17 protein-coding genes and 1 pseudogene are annotated in these 16,937 nt (G+C 63.9%); 6 read left to right on the top strand and 12 right to left on the bottom strand.

Going from position 1 to position 16,937, the window contains the following annotated elements; genetic code table 11:
- Positions 1–106: 106 nt before the first annotated feature.
- The 3 genes from AC0L17_RS23590 (at position 107) to AC0L17_RS23580 (ending at position 3,293) form a co-directional block, all read left to right on the top strand.
- A complete protein-coding gene (locus AC0L17_RS23590) occupies positions 107–952 on the top strand; it encodes a tetratricopeptide repeat protein (protein WP_473494290.1) in 846 nt (281 codons plus the stop codon).
- A 154-nt stretch (positions 953–1,106) separates the two neighbouring features.
- Positions 1,107–1,580 carry a DUF992 domain-containing protein gene (locus AC0L17_RS23585; RefSeq protein WP_473517580.1) on the top strand — a complete coding sequence of 158 codons (474 nt, stop codon included), beginning with the start codon at positions 1,107–1,109 and terminating at the stop codon, positions 1,578–1,580.
- Positions 1,581–1,856: 276 nt separating this feature from the next.
- On the top strand, positions 1,857–3,293 hold the full coding sequence (locus AC0L17_RS23580; RefSeq protein ID WP_473517579.1) for an MFS transporter: 1,437 nt from the start codon (positions 1,857–1,859) through the stop codon (positions 3,291–3,293).
- Here the strand turns inward: AC0L17_RS23580 and coaBC are convergent.
- The 6 genes from coaBC to ubiE form a co-directional block, all read right to left on the bottom strand.
- Entirely contained in the window at positions 3,290–4,507 is a 1,218-nt protein-coding gene (gene coaBC / locus AC0L17_RS23575) for a bifunctional phosphopantothenoylcysteine decarboxylase/phosphopantothenate--cysteine ligase CoaBC (protein WP_473517578.1), read from the bottom strand. The genes AC0L17_RS23580 and coaBC overlap by 4 nt on opposite strands.
- A gap of 19 nt (positions 4,508–4,526) precedes the next feature.
- Positions 4,527–4,934, bottom strand: a complete 408-nt coding sequence (locus tag AC0L17_RS23570) for a type II toxin-antitoxin system VapC family toxin (RefSeq protein WP_353825807.1) — start codon at positions 4,932–4,934, stop codon at positions 4,527–4,529.
- A complete protein-coding gene (locus AC0L17_RS23565) occupies positions 4,931–5,185 on the bottom strand; it encodes a FitA-like ribbon-helix-helix domain-containing protein (protein WP_023797510.1) in 255 nt (84 codons plus the stop codon). Before AC0L17_RS23565 ends, AC0L17_RS23570 begins: the two co-directional genes overlap by 4 nt.
- Positions 5,186–5,187: 2 nt before the next feature.
- Complete coding sequence (locus AC0L17_RS23560) at positions 5,188–5,397, bottom strand: FitA-like ribbon-helix-helix domain-containing protein (protein ID WP_473517577.1); 210 nt, start codon at positions 5,395–5,397, stop codon at positions 5,188–5,190.
- A 75-nt stretch (positions 5,398–5,472) separates the two neighbouring features.
- The gene (gene ubiB, locus AC0L17_RS23555) at positions 5,473–7,047 is read right to left on the bottom strand and encodes a 2-polyprenylphenol 6-hydroxylase (RefSeq protein ID WP_473517576.1); all 1,575 of its coding nucleotides are present in this window, start codon (positions 7,045–7,047) and stop codon (positions 5,473–5,475) included.
- 70 nt (positions 7,048–7,117) lie between these two features.
- Positions 7,118–7,894, bottom strand: a complete 777-nt coding sequence (gene ubiE, locus AC0L17_RS23550; protein ID WP_091600456.1) for a bifunctional demethylmenaquinone methyltransferase/2-methoxy-6-polyprenyl-1,4-benzoquinol methylase UbiE — start codon at positions 7,892–7,894, stop codon at positions 7,118–7,120.
- A gap of 148 nt (positions 7,895–8,042) precedes the next feature.
- Here ubiE and AC0L17_RS23545 point away from each other — a divergent pair, with 148 nt between their 5' ends.
- The 3 genes from AC0L17_RS23545 (at position 8,043) to AC0L17_RS23535 (ending at position 10,510) form a co-directional block, all read left to right on the top strand.
- Positions 8,043–9,017: an adenosine deaminase gene (locus AC0L17_RS23545; protein ID WP_473517575.1), complete on the top strand. Its 975-nt coding sequence runs from the start codon at positions 8,043–8,045 to the stop codon at positions 9,015–9,017.
- A 201-nt stretch (positions 9,018–9,218) separates the two neighbouring features.
- Complete coding sequence (gene upp / locus AC0L17_RS23540) at positions 9,219–9,848, top strand: uracil phosphoribosyltransferase (protein WP_023797505.1); 630 nt, start codon at positions 9,219–9,221, stop codon at positions 9,846–9,848.
- 110 nt (positions 9,849–9,958) lie between these two features.
- Positions 9,959–10,510, top strand: a complete 552-nt coding sequence (locus tag AC0L17_RS23535) for a TIGR02281 family clan AA aspartic protease (protein ID WP_473510716.1) — start codon at positions 9,959–9,961, stop codon at positions 10,508–10,510.
- A gap of 61 nt (positions 10,511–10,571) precedes the next feature.
- On the opposite strand, the gene deoA is transcribed toward AC0L17_RS23535, so the two are convergent.
- The 6 genes and pseudogenes from deoA to AC0L17_RS23505 all read right to left on the bottom strand — a co-directional run bounded on the left by deoA (position 10,572) and on the right by AC0L17_RS23505 (position 16,839).
- The gene (deoA, locus tag AC0L17_RS23530; RefSeq protein WP_473517574.1) at positions 10,572–11,891 is read right to left on the bottom strand and encodes a thymidine phosphorylase; all 1,320 of its coding nucleotides are present in this window, start codon (positions 11,889–11,891) and stop codon (positions 10,572–10,574) included.
- Positions 11,891–12,695: pseudogene (locus tag AC0L17_RS23525) on the bottom strand (purine-nucleoside phosphorylase). Before AC0L17_RS23525 ends, deoA begins: the two are co-directional and overlap by 1 nt.
- Positions 12,696–12,726: 31 nt before the next feature.
- Positions 12,727–13,119 carry a cytidine deaminase gene (cdd, locus tag AC0L17_RS23520; RefSeq protein ID WP_473517573.1) on the bottom strand — a complete coding sequence of 131 codons (393 nt, stop codon included), beginning with the start codon at positions 13,117–13,119 and terminating at the stop codon, positions 12,727–12,729.
- A gap of 78 nt (positions 13,120–13,197) precedes the next feature.
- A complete protein-coding gene (locus AC0L17_RS23515) occupies positions 13,198–14,169 on the bottom strand; it encodes an ABC transporter permease (protein WP_091600462.1) in 972 nt (323 codons plus the stop codon).
- 1 nt (position 14,170) lies between these two features.
- Positions 14,171–15,310 (bottom strand): ABC transporter permease, encoded by a 1,140-nt coding sequence (locus AC0L17_RS23510; RefSeq protein WP_128169917.1) that lies wholly within the window; start codon positions 15,308–15,310, stop codon positions 14,171–14,173.
- Positions 15,307–16,839, bottom strand: coding sequence for an ABC transporter ATP-binding protein (locus AC0L17_RS23505; RefSeq protein WP_473517572.1), 1,533 nt, complete (start codon positions 16,837–16,839; stop codon positions 15,307–15,309). Before AC0L17_RS23505 ends, AC0L17_RS23510 begins: the two co-directional genes overlap by 4 nt.
- Positions 16,840–16,937: the final 98 nt, after the last annotated feature.

Here is a 16,937-nt window from a genome sequence, read left to right as displayed (position 1 = left end):
GAAATCGCCGCCACCTTTTTATTTTGAATTCGACCAGCTCGCAGAGGGCCGGTTCGGAGAGGGAACAGACCTGACGGCGCGGGCGGGCAGTGAGGACAGAGCAGACATGAACGCAATTAGCGTGGAGCGCAGAACCGCAATGCGCGGCTTCGCCCTGACGGCAGCCCTGCTTTCTGGCTTGGCGCTCGCCGGCTGCCAAACAGCCCCGACCGGCGAATTCACCAACATCGACAAGGCACAAGGGTCGGCCGAGAACATCTCCTCGCTGTCGGCTGTCATCCAGCGCAGTCCCCAGGATCCGGAAGGCTACAATGTGCGTGGCTCGGCCTATGGCCGCGGCGGCCAGTATCAGGCGGCGCTCAAGGATTTCAACACCGCCATCCAGCTCAATCCGAATTTCTACCAGGCCTATTCGAACCGCGCTCTCATCCAGCGTTTCCTCGGCGATCAGGCGGCCGCGCTTGCCGACTACAACCGCTCGATCCAGATCAATCCCGACTATGACGCCGCCTATATCGGCCGCGGCAATCTCTACCGCAAAGCCAACCGCATCCAGGAAGCGTTCAACGATTTCCAGAAGGCGATCCAGCTCGACACGACAGACGCGCGCGCCTATCACAATCGCGGCCTGATCTATCAGAGCCAGGGCCAGCACGCTTTCGCCATCGAGGATTTCTCGACAGCCATCTCGCTGGCGCCGGACGCCGCCGATCCCTACAATGGCCGCGGCCTCTCCTATCTCGCCATGAACGACGAGGACAACGCCTTCGCCGACATCAACATGGCGATCAAGCTCGACGGCAAGAATGCCGAGGCCTGGTCCAACCAGGCGCTGATCTACGAGCGGCGCGGCGACAAGGCCAAGGCGGCAAAAGCCTACCGCGAGGCCGTGCGCCTCAGCCCCACCTACCAGCCGGCCAAGGACGGCCTGGCGCGCACCAGCGCCGTCTGACCGACGGCGGCGTTTCGGCCTGACATGGCAGGCCTGCCGTTTGGCATGGCTTCGAAACCTTCAACGACTGACGCCTTGATCGCGCCAAGTTCTCGGCGGAACGCTCGGGACGCTTAGCCGTTGTTCAAGGCTATTCGCGAAAAGGACCGCTCCCATGATCAAGAAACTCGCCTGTGTCGCCGCCCTCGCCGCTACGATTCTCGCCGCCCCTGCCAGCGCAGGAAGGCTGCAGCTCGGTGTGCTCGACTGCACCATCGACGGCGGCACCGGCTATATCGTGACATCCAACAAAGGCGTGGCCTGCACCTTTCGCCCTCATCATGGCGGTCCCCCCGAATCCTATACCGGGGTCATTTTCAAGCTCGGCGTCGACGTCGGCAGGACCCACCAGGGCGAATTGATATGGGCGGTTCTGGCGGCCACCCGCGACCGTGATGCCGGCGATCTTGCCGGCAGCTATTATGGCGTCAACGCCGAGGCCAGCGTGGTAACCGGCGGCGGCGCCAACCTTCTGGTCGGCGGGCTGAACAGCGCCTTCTCGCTGCAGCCTCTAAACGTACAGGCGCAGACCGGCGTCAACCTGGCAGTCGCCGTCACCTCACTGCAACTGATCCACTCTTTCAAATGAATGCCATAGCGTAGCTCTGCATGCGGCGCGGAACAGGATAGGACGGTTCCGCGCCGCACGACTTTGGGAACCGCCGTGCCAGGGAAGATCATCGCTGACGCCATGATCGCCAATCTTGACATCCCGCCTTCATCAGCACCCTCAGCGCACCCGCAAAAAAACCGCTTGAGCTCAACTGCGGTTGAGGTTTTACAACCCATCCCCGAAGTGCCATTTGGAGACGAAGAGCGCTCCACCATTTCTTTAATCGGCGTTTACGAAAGTTCGGGAGGGCGGGTGATCGAAACCAGCACAAACAGGGTCGACTGGCGGGCGCTGTGGGCGAGCGGCGATCTGGCGCGCTTCTGCTTCATCAGCCTCGGCATCCTGCTGCACGCCACCAACGAAACCATGGTGGCAACGGTGATGCCGGCGATGGTCGGCGAACTCGCCGGGGTTCAGCTGGTCGGCTGGTCGCTGGCGATCTACGAGCTCGGCGCCATCGTCGCCGGCGCTGCCGCCGGACGGCTGGTGAGCTATGTCGCGTTGCGCACCAACATGGTGGTTGCCGCCCTGCTCTACGCGGCCGGCGCCCTGGTCTGCGCCATCGCGCCGTCCATGCCGCTGTTCCTGGCCGGGCGCCTGATCGAGGGATTTGGCGGCGGCGCGCTGGTGTCGCTGGCCTTCGTCTCGGTCGAGCGGCTGTTTCCACGCGCCATCTGGCCGCAGCTTTTCGGCGTTATGTCGGCGATCTGGGGCGTCGCCGCCTTCAGCGGGCCGGTGCTCGGTGCGTTGATGACCGAGTTGCTCTCCTGGCGCTGGGCTTTCGGCGTCTTCACACTTGGCGGCACCGCCATGGCGTTGGCGAGCTTCATCGTGCTCGACACGCCCGAGGCGACCCGGCCGCAGGCGATCACTGGAACCGCGCCGCCCTTCCCCTTTGCCGCGCTCGGCTGCCTTGCCGTCAGCGTCGTGCTGATCGCCACGGCCGGTGTCGAGATTGCCCTGCTGCGCTCCTCCCTGTTGCTCATCCTCGGCCTGATCGGGCTCGCGCTGTTCATCCGCATCGATGCGCTGAAGCCGGGCTCGCGGCTGTTCCCGTCGCGGCTGTTCTCCTGGCGCTCGCCGGTCGGCGCAGGCATGACCATGGTCGCCGCGTTTTCGGTGGCAACCTGCTCCTTCGCCGTCTACGGGCCGCTGCTTCTGACCAGCCTGCATGGCATTCCGATCCTGACCACCGGTTATATCATCGCCGCCGAATCGATCGCCTGGTCGATCCTGTCGATCCTCGTCGCCAATGCGCCGCCGGAGCGGGAAAGACTGATCATCACCGGCGGCGCGCTGATGATCGCGGCCGGCATCGCCGGTTTCGCCTATGCCGTGCCGGCCGGTTCGATTCCGCTGATCCTGTTTTGCGCCTTGCTGCAGGGCGGCGGCTTCGGCATTGCCTGGCCCTTCGTCACACGCGTGATCGTCGCATCGGCCAGGGACGGCGAACAAACGATCGCTTCCGCCGCCGTGCCGACCATGCAGCGCATCGGCTATGCCGTCGGTGCCGCGTTGACCGGTATCGTCGCCAACGCCAGCGGTTTCTCCGAAGGCCTGAACCGCGAGGCGGCGGCGAATGTCGCCACCTGGCTGTTCCTCGCCTTCGTGCCACTCGGGATTCTGGGATGCCTTGCCGCGCTGAGGATCTCGGGGCCGGCAGCCCGGCCGCAGGAAGCGACCGGCTAGACAGTAATCGTCTTCAGCCGTTCGGCGATCAAGGCGGCGAGCCGCGTCGCCACCTCGTCCTTGCTCATCTCGGGCCATTCGTCGACGCCGGCCTTCGAGACGATCCGCACAGTGTTGCGGTCGCCGCCCATCACCCCGCTTTCGTGGGATACATCGTTGGCGACGATGAAATCGGCGCCCTTTTTCCTGAGCTTGGCCTCGGCGTTCCTGACCAGATCCTGCGTTTCGGCGGCGAAACCGACGACCAGGCTGGGTCGCTTCCTGTGATGGCCGACGCCGGCAAGAATGTCAGGGTTTTCGATCATCTGCAGCGCCGGCGGCCCCTCGCCCGCCACCTTCTTGATCTTCTCGCCGGCCGAAGTCTCGCTGCGCCAGTCCGCAACCGCCGCGACGAACACCGCCGCGTCCGCCGGCAAAAGCTGTTCGACCGCGTCCTTCATCTGGTTTGCGGTTTCGACATGCAGCGTGGTGACGTCAGCCGGATCGGCAATGCCGACCGGACCGGAGACGAGGCGCACATCGGCGCCCAGCCTTGCCAGCGCCGCCGCGATGGCATGGCCCTGCTTGCCGGACGAACGGTTGGCGATATAGCGCACCGGATCGATCGGCTCATGCGTCGGCCCTGAGGTGACGATGATCTTTCTGCCTGCCAGCGGCTTCGGACTGATATCGAGCAGCGCCTCGATCGCAGCGACGATTTCCAGCGGCTCGGCCATGCGGCCTTCGCCCGCCTCGTTGCTCTCGGCCATTTCGCCCTTTGCCGGGCCGACGAATCCGACGCCGTCCTTCCGCAACGTCGCCCGGTTTCGCCGGGTCGCGGGATGCGACCACATTTTCGGGTTCATGGCGGGCGCCATCAGCACCGGCTTGTCGGTCGCAATGAGCACGGTCGAGGCAAGGTCGTTGGCATGGCCGTTGGCGAGCTTCGCCATCAGGTCGGCGGTAGCCGGCGCCACAACGACAAGATCGGCCTCGCGCGACAAGCGGATGTGGCCGACATCGTGCTCGTCATTGCGGTCGAACAAATCCGTGAAGACGTGGTCGGCCGACAGCGCCCCGGCCGACAGCGTCGTGACGAATTCCTGCGCCGCGGCAGTCATCACCACACGCACGGCGGCACCGCGCTCGCGCAGCCGGCGGATCAGGTCGAGCGCCTTGTAGGCGGCGATACCGCCGCCGATGATCAGCAGGATGCGCTTGCCGGAGAGGGTCATGCCCAGTTCTTGTCCGATGTCATGCCGGCTTCAGCGCCGGTTCGATGTCGGTATGGATGAAATCGTCGCCCTTGAAAAGCAGCGGCAGGTTTCGCGTCTTGGCCAAGGCGTAGGCGAAGCAGTCGCCCATGTTGAGATTGGCGCGATGGCCAGTACCTCGACCATACAGTGCATAGGCTTCAATTCCGGCTTGCGCATGTTCGGCGGAGAGCGCGACGATAGTGACTTTGAGTCTAGCAAGAAGGCCCGTCAACTCGGCCGTGCCAGCCGCGCCATAGCGGCGGACAATTACTGTGCCGCATTCCATCAGAGTTGCGGCGCTCATCAATATCCGCTGATTTCCGGCGAGGCGCTGGGCGAACGCCGGAGCATCGGGCTCCTGCTTCAGGATGGCCACGATCGCTGAAGTGTCGACCACCACGGTCATTCCTCCTCGATGAAGGACCAGAGGTCATCAGTGAATTTCTTCTGATCGAAATCCGCTTGTTGCAGTCGTCGGCCGAATTCGAGGATTTCCTCCGCCGTAACAAAATCGCCGTCACGTTCTTTGGTGACTGCCACATCCTTCAGCAAGAGATTTCTTGCCTCCTGCTCCATTGACACGCCATGTCTGGCAGCCCGCTCGCGCAGCTTTTGCTTCAGATCGTCGTCGAGATTGCGAATGGTCAGGGTGCCCATAACTACCCTTGCCCCCGTGTGGTCGGTCTGACCTTGGCTTCGTCCTCGGCTGCAATGGCCGCCGAGTCGAAACCTTTGGTGGTCGGAAACCCTAAGGATGCGGCGAGCACGTCCCGCGCCTCCTGCTCCATGGAAACGCCACGCGCGGCGCCACGCTCCCGCAGTCGCCGCATGACACTCTCATCCACATTGCGAACAGTAATCCGGGCCATGATCGCGCTCCCGCGACCTAATATAGCGACACCGGAGCATGACTGCAATGACAGCACTGCTGTCACTGCTTACAGTCAGAGCAGCTTCCAGGCGATAAAGACCAGCGTCAGCGCGATCACCCACAGCGCCAGCCGGCCGGATCTGCTATAGCGCGCCTCGGCCTTGCCGATGGCGTGCGCCGTCCTGTCGTCGAAACGCAGCCCGTGTTCGGCCATCAGATCGATCTCGCGCGACAGCCGCTCGGTGCGGGCGGCGAGGTCCGGCGCCTGGCGGGCCAGCGCCAGCAACGCGTTGGCGCCGTCGCGTGCGTCGGCCAGCAGGGCACGCGGGCCGAGATTGCCTGATATCCAGCCTCCGACCACCGGTTCTGACGTCTTCCACATGTTGAATGCCGGGTCGAGGGTGCGGGCAACGCCCTCGACCACCACCATGGTCTTTTGCAGCAGCACCAGTTCGGACCGCGTCGCCATGTCGAAGAGGTCGGTCACCTCGAACAGAAGCGCCAAGAGCTTGGCCATCGAGATGGTTTCGGCCGGCTGGCCGTGGATCGGCTCGCCGATGGCGCGGATCGCCTGGGCGAATGCCGCGACGTTATGCAGGCGCGGCACGTAGCCGGCCTCGAAATGCACTTCGGCGACGCGCAGATAGTCACGAGTGATGAAGCCGTAGAGGATTTCGGCGAGGAACCGGCGCTCCTTCTTGCCGAGTCGGCCGGCAATGCCGAGATCGACAGCGACGATGGTGCCATCGGGCTCGACGAACAGGTTTCCCGGATGCATGTCGGCGTGGAAGAAACCGTCGCGCAGCGTATGGCGCAGGAACGACTGGACCAGATTGGCGGCGATCGCCTTCAGATCGTGGCCGGCGGCAGTCAGGCCGGCAATGTCGTTCATCTTGATGCCGTCGACCCATTCCATGGTCAGCACGTCGCGGCCGGTGCGTTCCCAATCGACCGTCGGCACGCGAAAGCCGGGATCGTCCCTGGTGTTTTCGCCGAGCTCCGAAAGCGCTGCCGCCTCGAGCCTCAGATCCATCTCGATCTTCGTGGTCTGCGCCAGCGTCTGGGTCACCTCGACCGGCCGCAGCCGGCGCGACGACGGGATGTATTTTTCCTGGAGACGGGCGGCGAGGAAATAGCTTTCGAGATCGCGAAAGAAACGGCGCCGCACGCCCGGTCGGATCACCTTCACCGCCACCCGCGAACCGACGCCGTTCTGCAAGGTTTCGGCGGTATGGACCTGAGCGATCGAGGCCGCGGCGACCGCCTCGCCGAAACTGGCGTAGAGCTCGCCGACCTTGCGCCCGAGCGAGGCCTCTATCGCCGCAATGGCCTCGGTCTGCGGAAATGTCTGCATCTTGTCCTGCAGCATGGCGAGATCGAGCGCTATGTCGTTGCCGACGACATCGGGTCGTGTCGCCAGGAACTGGCCGAGCTTGACATAGGATGGGCCGAGCCGGACGACGGCCTTGGCCAGCCGATCGCCACGTTCATAGGCAAGCGCGCGGCGGCGGGTGAACAGCCGTGCCACCCGCCAGCCGAATTTCGGCAGGCCGAACAGCTCATCACCCGGCAACGCCGCGACGACGCCTTCGCGGACCAGCACCCAGCCGGCCCGTACGAGCCTGAAACCAGCGCCGACACTGCTCATGAATGCGCTTGTCCTGCCGGTTTTCTAGACCGGCGAAGGGCAGGTCGCGTATAAAAAATACGGGCCTGCCTCAAAGCTTCCAGCCCGAATGAAGCGCAGCTATGCCGCCGGCATAATTGCGAAAAGACACGCGGTCAAAACCGGCGCGGGAAATCATCGCGGCAAAATTCTGCTGATTGGGAAATTTGCGGATCGATTCGACCAGATAGGAATAGGGTTCGTTTTCGCCGGTCACCGCCTTGCCGATCCTGGGGATGGCGTTGAACGACCACGCCTCATAGACCTTGTCGAGCAGCGGCATGTCGACCTCGGAAAATTCAAGGCAGAGAAAACGCCCGCCAGGCTTCAGCACGCGAAAGGCTTCGGCAAGCGCCACATCGATACGCGGCACGTTGCGAATGCCGAAAGCGATCGTGTAGGCGTCGAAACTGGCCTCAGCGAAAGGCAGCTCCTCGGCATTGGCCTCGACGAAATCGGTATTTGCCGTCAGGCCCTTTTTCTCGGCCCGGTCGCGGCCGACGGCGAGCATCGAGCCGTTGATGTCGAGAACCGTGGCATGGGCGTTCCTGCCGCTCGCCTCGACGATGCGGAAGGCGATGTCGCCAGTGCCGCCGGCAACGTCGAGAACGCTCCAGCCCGGTCGTTTCGGTGGATTGAGCCATGTGACCATGGCGTCCTTCCACAGCCGATGCAGGCCGCCCGACATCAGGTCGTTCATCAGATCGTAGCGGTTCGCCACCTTGTGGAAAACGTCGTTGACCAAGGACTGCTTCTCGCCTGCCCCTACGCGCTTGAAACCATAGGAGGTTTCCATGCCGCCAACGGCCGTGGTTCTCTCAACCGACATTATTTTTGATCCGCCATAAAACCGGCGGGACCATAGCCGATCGATGATGCCGACGCTATTGTTTAAGGCGCGGTGTTCGGCCGCGCTTCCCGGTCGTGGGATCACGCTTATGGCTCCATGTCCTGGACTGACCTGACGGGATGATTGCATGCCTTTGAAAGCAGAACTGCACTGCCATATCGAAGGGGCAGCGGCGCCCGAACTCGTCATCCGCCAGGCGCAGAAATACGGCAAGGACACCTCGCCCTACATTCAGGACGGCTCCTTCGTCTGGCACGATTTCAGCTCCTTCCTCGCCGCCTATGACTTCTCCTCCGACCTGTTCCGCACAGAAGAGGACTATGCGCGGCTGGCCGATCATTATCTGACCAGCCTCGCCCGCGACGGCGCGATCTATTCCGAGATCTTCACCTCGACGGACCACGCCGGGAAGGCCGGCCTGTCGCCCAAGGCCTATACGGACGCGCTCGGCGAAGGCATGGCGCGCGCCAAGGCCAAGACCGGCATCGAAGGCCGCATGATCGTCACCGGCGTGCGCGATGCCGGCGTCGAATCGATCGAGCAGGCGGCGCGCTTCGCCGCCCGCTGCGGGCATCCGCTGGTCACCGGCTTCGGCGTCGCCGGCGACGAGCGGATGGGCGATCTGGAGGACTATGTCAGGGCCTTCGAAATCGCGCGAGAGGCCGGCCTTGGCATCACCGTCCATGCCGGCGAACTGATGGGCTGGGAGAGCGTCAAGGCCGCACTCGACCACATTCGCCCCGCCCGCATCGGCCATGGCGTGCGTGCCATCGAAAACCCCGACCTTATCCGGCGCATCGCCGACGAAGGTGTCGTGCTCGAATGCTGTCCGAGCTCCAACATCGCGCTGAAGGTCTTCGACAGTTTCGCCGATCACCCTTTTCCGGCCCTGTTGGCGGCTGGCTGCAAGGTGACGCTAAATTCCGATGATCCGCCCTATTTCCGGACGTCGCTGAAGCGCGAATACGACATTGCCGCCGAGCATTTTTCGATGAACGACAAGGCGCTCGCCGCCGTCACCAGAACCGCCATCGACGCCGCCTTCGTCGACAGGAAGACCAAGGCAATGCTGCTGGGCCGGCTCGACGTCAAGGGCAGGTGATTGAATGGTGAATGGTGAATGGTGAATGGTGAATGGTGAATGGTGAATGGTGAATGGTGAATGGTGAATGGTGAATGGTCCACGCGGCGCTTCGGTCCGTCAACCGCGAGTTTTCCGCTGAACCAAGGACTCGCAAACCTGTTCACTATTCACTATTCACCATTCACTACTCACTTTCACCTGCGCAGCTAGGAGACCACCATGCAGGGCGTCACCGTCGTCGACCACCCGCTTGTCCAGCACAAGCTGACCATCATGCGCAAGAAGGAAACCTCGACGGCCGGCTTCCGGCGGCTGCTGCGCGAGATCTCGCTGCTGCTCGGCTACGAGGTCACCCGCAACCTCGAACTGACGACGACGACGATCGAAACGCCGATCGAGACGATGGAAGCGCCGACGCTGGAGGGCAAGAAGCTGGTTTTCGCCTCAGTACTGCGCGCCGGCAACGGCCTGCTCGAAGGCCTGCTCGACCTGGTGCCGGCGGCGCGCGTCGCCCATATCGGTCTCTACCGCGACCACGAAACGCTGGAAGCGGTCGAATATTTCTTCAAGGCGCCGAGCGATCTCGCCGACCGGCTGGTGATCGTCGTCGATCCGATGCTGGCGACCGCCAATTCGGCGATCGCCGCGATCGACAAGTTGAAGGGACGCGGCGCCACCAACATTCGCTTCCTCTGCCTGCTGGCGGCGCCAGAAGGCCTCGATCGCTTCATCAAGGCGCATCCCGATGTCCCGGTCTTCACCGCTTCCATCGACCGCCAGCTCAACGAGAAGGGCTACATCATGCCCGGCCTCGGCGATGCTGGCGACCGCATGTACGGGACCAAATGACCGTGGCGCCGCTCGTTTACCGATCGTTTACGCAAACGACCGCTTTCTGCATCTGTTAAAGCGGCAAACACCATGCCGCGATAAGCATGGGTCTTCACGAAGGCCGGTCCATGCTGCGCAATCTTCTCATCCTTGGCGTGCTCGCCGTAGCATCGGCGTCGTTCCCGATGCTCTACCAGTCGAATCCGCAGATGTTCGAAGGCCTGCTGAAATCGGCGGTCGGGGCCAGGCCGGCGGTCGAAACGGACCTGAATCTGGCCACGGTTCCCGACAGGCCGGCGCAGCCGCTCGGCCGCAAGGTCGTGATCCCGGCTGACGCGCGCGGGCATTTCACGTCGGCGTTCAAGCTTAACGGTCGAACGGTCGACGGCATGATCGACACCGGCGCAACGCTGGTCGCCATCAACAGTTCGACGGCGCGCAGGATCGGCGTTTCGCTGAACGCGTCGGATTTCAAGCACCAGGTCAACACCGCCAACGGCGCGATCAAGGCTGCCTTGGTGACCGTCGATCGGCTGCAGATCGGCAAGATCACGCTCGACGGTGTCCAGGCGGTGGTGCTCGACGACAAGGCGCTGCGCACCAATTTGATCGGTCTGAGCTTTCTCCAGCGGCTGGAAAAATACCAGGTCGAGAACGGCTCGCTGCTGCTCGTCCAGTGAACCATGATCCCGAAAAGTGGAAACCGGTTTTCGGAAAGATCATGGTCCAATTAAAAAAACTTCATCCGCGCGGCAGGATCCGCCGGATAACGGTTTTTTCCGCGGGCGGCTTCGAAGCGCCGATCGTATAGGCCGAAAGCACGGCGGCGGCGGCCGCCTCGGCATCCCCGGCATTGCGGGCATGGACCAGCGCCAGCGCCTCGCCGGCCCGCACCTCCGCGCCGACAGGCAGCAGCCGGGTGATGCCGACGGCATGGTCGATCCTGTCGTCCGGCCGGATGCGCCCGCCGCCAAGCCCGACGACGGCAAGCCCGATGTCGCGGGTGGAGATACCGGTAACGAAGCCGTTTTCGGCGGCCTTGACCGCAAATTCCGTCGCCGCCCTCGGCAGGTGTTTTTCCGGGTTCTCGACGAAGTCGGCCGGACCGCCGAGCCCCGCCACCATGCGCGCGAAGACGGCCGCGGCACCGCCGCCGGCAAGCGTCTCGGCGGCGCGCCGCATGCCGTCCTGGTTGGACGAGACCAGCCCGGCCGACTGCAGCATGTCTGCGGCCAATGCCACCGTCACATCCTCCAGACGCCGGTCGCGGAAGCGGCCGGTGAGGAAATCGACGGCATTGCGCACCTCGACCGCGTTGCCGGCTGCTGAAGCCAGCGGCTCGTTCATGCCGGTGACCAGCGCCGAGGTCTTCAGGCCGGCGCCATTGGCGACTTCGACCAGGCTGTTCGCCAGTGTCGTTGCGTCGCGCGACTTTTCCATGAAGGCGCCGTTGCCGACCTTTACGTCGAGCACCAGCGACTGCAGGCCGGCCGCCAGCTTCTTCGAGAGGATCGAGGCGGTGATCAGCGGCACCGATTCGACGGTTCCCGTCACGTCGCGGATCGCATAGAGCCGGCGGTCGGCGGGCGCGAGATCGGCGGTTTGGCCGATGATGGCGCAGCCGGCTTCGAGCACTGCCTTGCGGAATCCCGCGACATCCGGCTGGCTGGTATAGCCGGGGATGGCGTCCATCTTGTCCAGAGTGCCGCCGGTATGGCCGAGGCCGCGGCCGGAAATCATCGGCACATAAGCGCCGCAGGCAGCGACGATCGGCGCCACCAACAGCGAGACATTGTCGCCGACGCCGCCTGTCGAATGCTTGTCGGTGACCGGGCCCGGCAGGTCCGACCAATCGAGCACGTCGCCGGAATCGCGCATCGCCAGGGTCAGCGCCACCGCCTCGTCGCGGCTCATGCCGTTGAAGAACACCGCCATGGCGAAGGCCCCGACCTGCCCGTCCGAGACGGTGCCGGCGGTGAGGCCTTCGATGAAGCTGGCGATCTCCTGCGTCGACAGCTTGTGGCCGTCGCGCTTGCTGCGGATGATTTCCTGGGGAAGCATCAGGCCGGGACCTTACGCTCCGGCAACCCATCCTGGAACACACGCTGGAGGATCGTCGCCAGCCGCGCGCCGCCAATCGGCGCCATGTCCTTGGTCTCCTGGTGCGAAAGCTCCGCCCCTGTCATCCCTGCGGCGAGATTGGTGATGACCGAGCAGGCGGCGACGCGCAGGCCGAGGAAACGGGCGAGAATGACCTCCGGCACGGTCGACATGCCGACGGCATTGGCGCCCATGACGCGCGCCGGGCGTCTCGAAGCACGGCCCGGAAAACCACATATAGACGCCCTTGTGCAGCGCGGTGTCCGTCGCCTTCGCGGCCGTCTCGATCGCTGAGCGAAGACCGGCATCATAGGCTTCGGTCAGGCCGACGAAGCGGCGGTCGCTCGGCTCGCCGATCAGCGGATTGGAACCCGAGAAATTGATGTGGTCGGTGATCAGCATCACCGAGCCCGGCCCCATGCCCGGATCGACCGAGCCGGCGGCATTGGTGAGGATCAGTTGCGAGATGCCGAGGCCGGCAAGCACTTCAAGCGCCGGCCGCATCGCCGCCGCGTTGCCGTGCTCGTAGTAGTGAGCGCGGCCGGACAGCATCAGCACAGGCGTGCCGGCAAAATGTCCCGCCACCACCTCTCCGGCATGGCCGGTGACGCCGCTTCTGGGAAAGCCCGGCAATTCGCCATAGGAAATGCGGACAGGATCCTCGACCTGGTCGACAAGCCCGCCAAGGCCCGAACCCAGCACCAGCGCGGTGGCGGGCGCCAGCCCGTCCAGCCTTTCGACCAGACGATCAAGCGCTTCCTTCATGTCAACCAGCTCTTCATTTCAACCAAGCTCTTCATTTCAACATATCGCCCTGAAAGCCGTAGGGCAGCATCTCGCCCATGGTCACGGTTTCGACCACGCCGGCATTGTCGCAAAGATAGAGTTTGGCGTCCGGCCGGCAGAATTCGGCCAGCCGCTGCCGGCAGCCGCCGCAGGGCGAGCATTTAGCCATGCGCTTTGCGATGACAGCGATCTCCGTTATCCTGCCGCCGCCGGCCATGATGAAGTGGCCGAGCGCGGTGGTTTCGGCGCACCAACCTTCCGGATAGGACGCGACCTCGACGTTGGCGCCAGTAAAGACGCGGCCGTCCTCGGTGCGCAGTGCCGCCCCGACCGGGAATTTCGAATAGGGCGCATAGGCCTTGGCCATGGCGGCCTTGGCCGCTTCGAACAGATCATGCGACATTGTTTTTCCATTGCATGATCTTGTCCGAAAGCCGGCTTCCACTTTTCGCTGACGCGGACCTGCGGTTCGAAATCACGCTTAGCGTTCCTTGACATAGGGCACGCCGCCGGCGCGCGGCGGAATTGCCTTGCCGATGAAGCCGGCGAGCAGGATGACGGTGAGGATATAGGGCAGCGCCTGCATGAGCTGCACCGGCACCTTGCCGATCAGCGGCAGCGGCGTGCCCTGCAGGCGGATCGACAGCGCGTCGAGGAAGCCGAACAACAGGCAGGCGAACATGGCGTTGACCGGCTTCCACTTGGCGAAGATCAGCGCGGCCAGGGCGATGTAGCCCTTGCCGGCAGTCATGTCCTTGACGAAGCCGCCATTCTGCACCATCGACAGATAGGCGCCGGCAATACCGGTGAGCACGCCGGTGCAGATCAGCGCCCGGTAGCGCAGCCAGGCGACCGAGATACCGGCGGTGTCGACCGCGGCCGGGTTCTCGCCGACCGCGCGCATGCGCAAGCCGAAACGGGTGCGGAACAGCACCCACCAGGTGAACGGCACGGCGAGGAACGCGACATAGACCAGCACGGAATGGCCGGAGACCAGTTCCGAATATATCGGTCCGAGGATCGGCACGCCCCTGAGCGCGTCCGCACCGGGCCAGACGATCGCCCCGAACCGCTCGTCCGATGCCAGAGCTGGCGTACGTCCACCTTGCTGGAACCAGGCCTGGCCGAGCATGATCGTTGATCCGGCGGCGATGAAATTGATCGCCACGCCGGAGACAATCTGGTTGCCGCGATGGGTGATCGAGGCAAAGCCGTGGACCAGCGCAAAAGCGACCGAGATGAGGATGGCCATGCCGAGGCCGATATAGGCGGAATGGAAGACGGAGGCGGAGGCGGCACCGGCGAAGGCGCCGACCAGCATCTTGCCCTCGAGCCCGATGTCGAAAATGCCGGCCCGCTCCGAATAGAGACCGGCGAGGCAGGCGAGCAGCAGCGGCACCGACAGGCGGATGGTCGAGTCCAGAACCTGGATGATGGCGTTGAACAGATCCATCTCAGGCACCCTTCCCCTTGATCGCTTCGATGCCGACAGATCTCGGGCTGAGCGAGGCGAACAGCGCCTGGACATAGGGCCGGAACATATGCTCGAGCGCGCCGGCGAACAGGATGACCAGGCCTTGGATGATGACGATCATGTCGCGGCTGATCGCCGGCATTTCGAAGGCGAGCTCGGCGCCGCCCTGGTACAGCATGCCGAACAATATTGCGGCGAGCACGATGCCGACCGGGTGCAGGCGCCCCATCAGCGCTACTGCGATGCCGACGAAACCGGCGCCCGAAACGAATTCGAGCGCGACATTGTGCTGGTCGCCCATCGTCGGGTTGAGCGCCATCATGCCGGCCAGCGCGCCCGAAATCATCATGGCGACGATGATGATGCGGGTTTCCGAAATGCCGGCATAGCGCGCCGCTTTCGCGCTGTGGCCGTAGGTGCGCATCTCGTAACCGAGCCTGGTACGCCAGATCAGCACCCAGACCAGAAACGCCATGGCCAGCGCCAGCAGGAAGCTGATGTTGAACGGCGCCGAGCGGATCTTGGCGCCGAATAATTCGATGACCCAGTTGAGCTTCGGCAGTTGCGCGCCGTCGAGGAAGGTGCGTGTCTGCGGCGCCATCGAATTGGCCGGCTTCAGGAATCCGACCAGCGCGTAGACCATGACGCTGGCGGCGATGAAATTGAACATGATGGTGGTGATGACGATATGCGAGCCGCGCCTGGCCTGCAGATAGGCGGGGATCAGTGCCCACAGCGCCCCCATCGCCGCAGCGGCAATGATCGCCAGCGGAAAGGTGAGCCACCATGGCAGCACGCTGTCGAACGCCAGGCAGACGATGCCGATGCCGAGACCGGCGATATAGCCCTGGCCCTCGCCACCGATGTTGAACAGGCCGCAATGCGCCGCAACCGCCACCGAAAGCCCGCTGAAGATGAAGGTGGTGGCGTAGAACAGCGTGAAGGCGATGCCTTGCCCACGGCCGAAGGCGCCCTCGACCAGGACGACGGCAGCGCGGAACGGATTTTCGCCAACCAGGAGCACGACGAAGCCGGCGACGAGGAAGGCAACGGCGAGATTGATCACCGGGATCAAGCCGTAATCCGCCCAGGCCGGCAGCTTGGCATAAGGCGTGCTCATTCCGCCGCCTCCCGGTGCTCGACGCCGGCCATCAGCAGGCCGAGCTCGCCTTCGGTCGCCTCGGGGCCGCGCTCGCCGACGATGCGGCCGGCAAACATCACCAGGATGCGGTCGGAGAGCGAACGGATCTCGTCGAGCTCGACCGACACCACCAGCACCGCCTTGCCCTGGTCGCGCATGGCGATGAGCCGCTTGTGGATGAATTCGATGGCGCCGACATCGACGCCGCGCGTCGGCTGGCCGACGATCAGCACGCCCGGGTCCTGTTCCATTTCCCGCGCCAGCACGATCTTCTGCTGGTTGCCGCCGGAGAAATTCGCGGTCTTGAGACGGCAGTCCGCCGGGCGGATGTCGTATTTGGCGATCTTGTCCCTCGCGTCGTCGCGGATCGCGTCGATGTCGAGGAACGGCCCCTTCAGGTATCGCGGATCGTCGTGATAGCCGAGGATCGAATTCTCGTTCTCCTCGAAGGCCAGCACCAGCCCGACATGATGACGGTCTTCCGGGACATGGGCGAGGCCGCGGTCGCGCAGTTCGCCGGGATCGGCAGCCCCGGTCAGATCGATCGGCCTGCCGTCGAGCATGACGGAGCCCGAGACGGCGCGCCTGATGCCGGAAATCGCCTCGAGCATTTCGGATTGCCCGTTGCCGGCGACGCCGGCGATGCCAACGATCTCGCCGGCGCGCACATCGAAGGAGACGTCGTCGACCATGGTGACGCCACGCGAATCCCTCACCGTCAGGTTCTTCACCGCCAGCTTGACCCCCCCGGCTTCCGCCTCGCCCTTCTCGACCCTGAGCAGCACGCGGCGCCCGACCATCAGCTCGGCCAGTTCCCCGACCGTGGTCCTCGTGGTCTGCCTGGTCGCCACCATCGTGCCCTGGCGCATGACCGAGACCGTGTCGGTGATCGCCATGATCTCGCGCAGCTTATGGGTGATCAGCACGATCGTTTTACCCTGCTCCTTCAACTGCCTGAGGATGCGGAACAGATGGTCGGCTTCTGCGGGCGTCAGCACGCCCGTCGGCTCGTCGAGAATCAGGATCTCGGCGCCGCGATACAGCGCCTTGAGGATTTCGACACGCTGCTGCAGTCCGACCGGCAACTCCTCGATGATCGCATCGGGATCGACCTCCAGCCCATATTCGCGCTCGAGCCGTTCCAACTCGGACCGCGCCTTGGCGATGCTCTTCTTCAGCAGCGCATCGCTTTCAGCGCCGAGAATGACGTTTTCCAGCACCGTGAAATTGTCGACCAGCATGAAATGCTGATGCACCATGCCGATGCCGAGCGCGATGGCATCGTTGGGCGATTTGATCGACGCCGGCTGGCCGCCGACGCGGATCTCGCCGCTGTCGGCCTGGTAGAAACCATAAAGGATCGACATCAGCGTCGACTTGCCAGCGCCGTTCTCGCCGACAATGCCGTGGATGGTGCCGCGCGCGATCTCCAGATTGATGTCGCGATTGGCGCGCACGGCGCCAAAACTCTTGTTGATGCCGATCAGCTCGATTGCGGCTTGCGCCATGCAGCCTTTCCCATCGTATTTTTATCGCTTGGTCAAAACGCCTAGCATGACGCCCCGCCTGTGCCAATTGCCGGAGCAGCGTTCACTCTCGACAAATC

Source organism: Mesorhizobium sp. WSM4829, from assembly GCF_055811475.1.
Note: the sequence above shows the minus strand (reverse complement) of the source record. Positions and strands in the feature narration are given on the sequence as shown.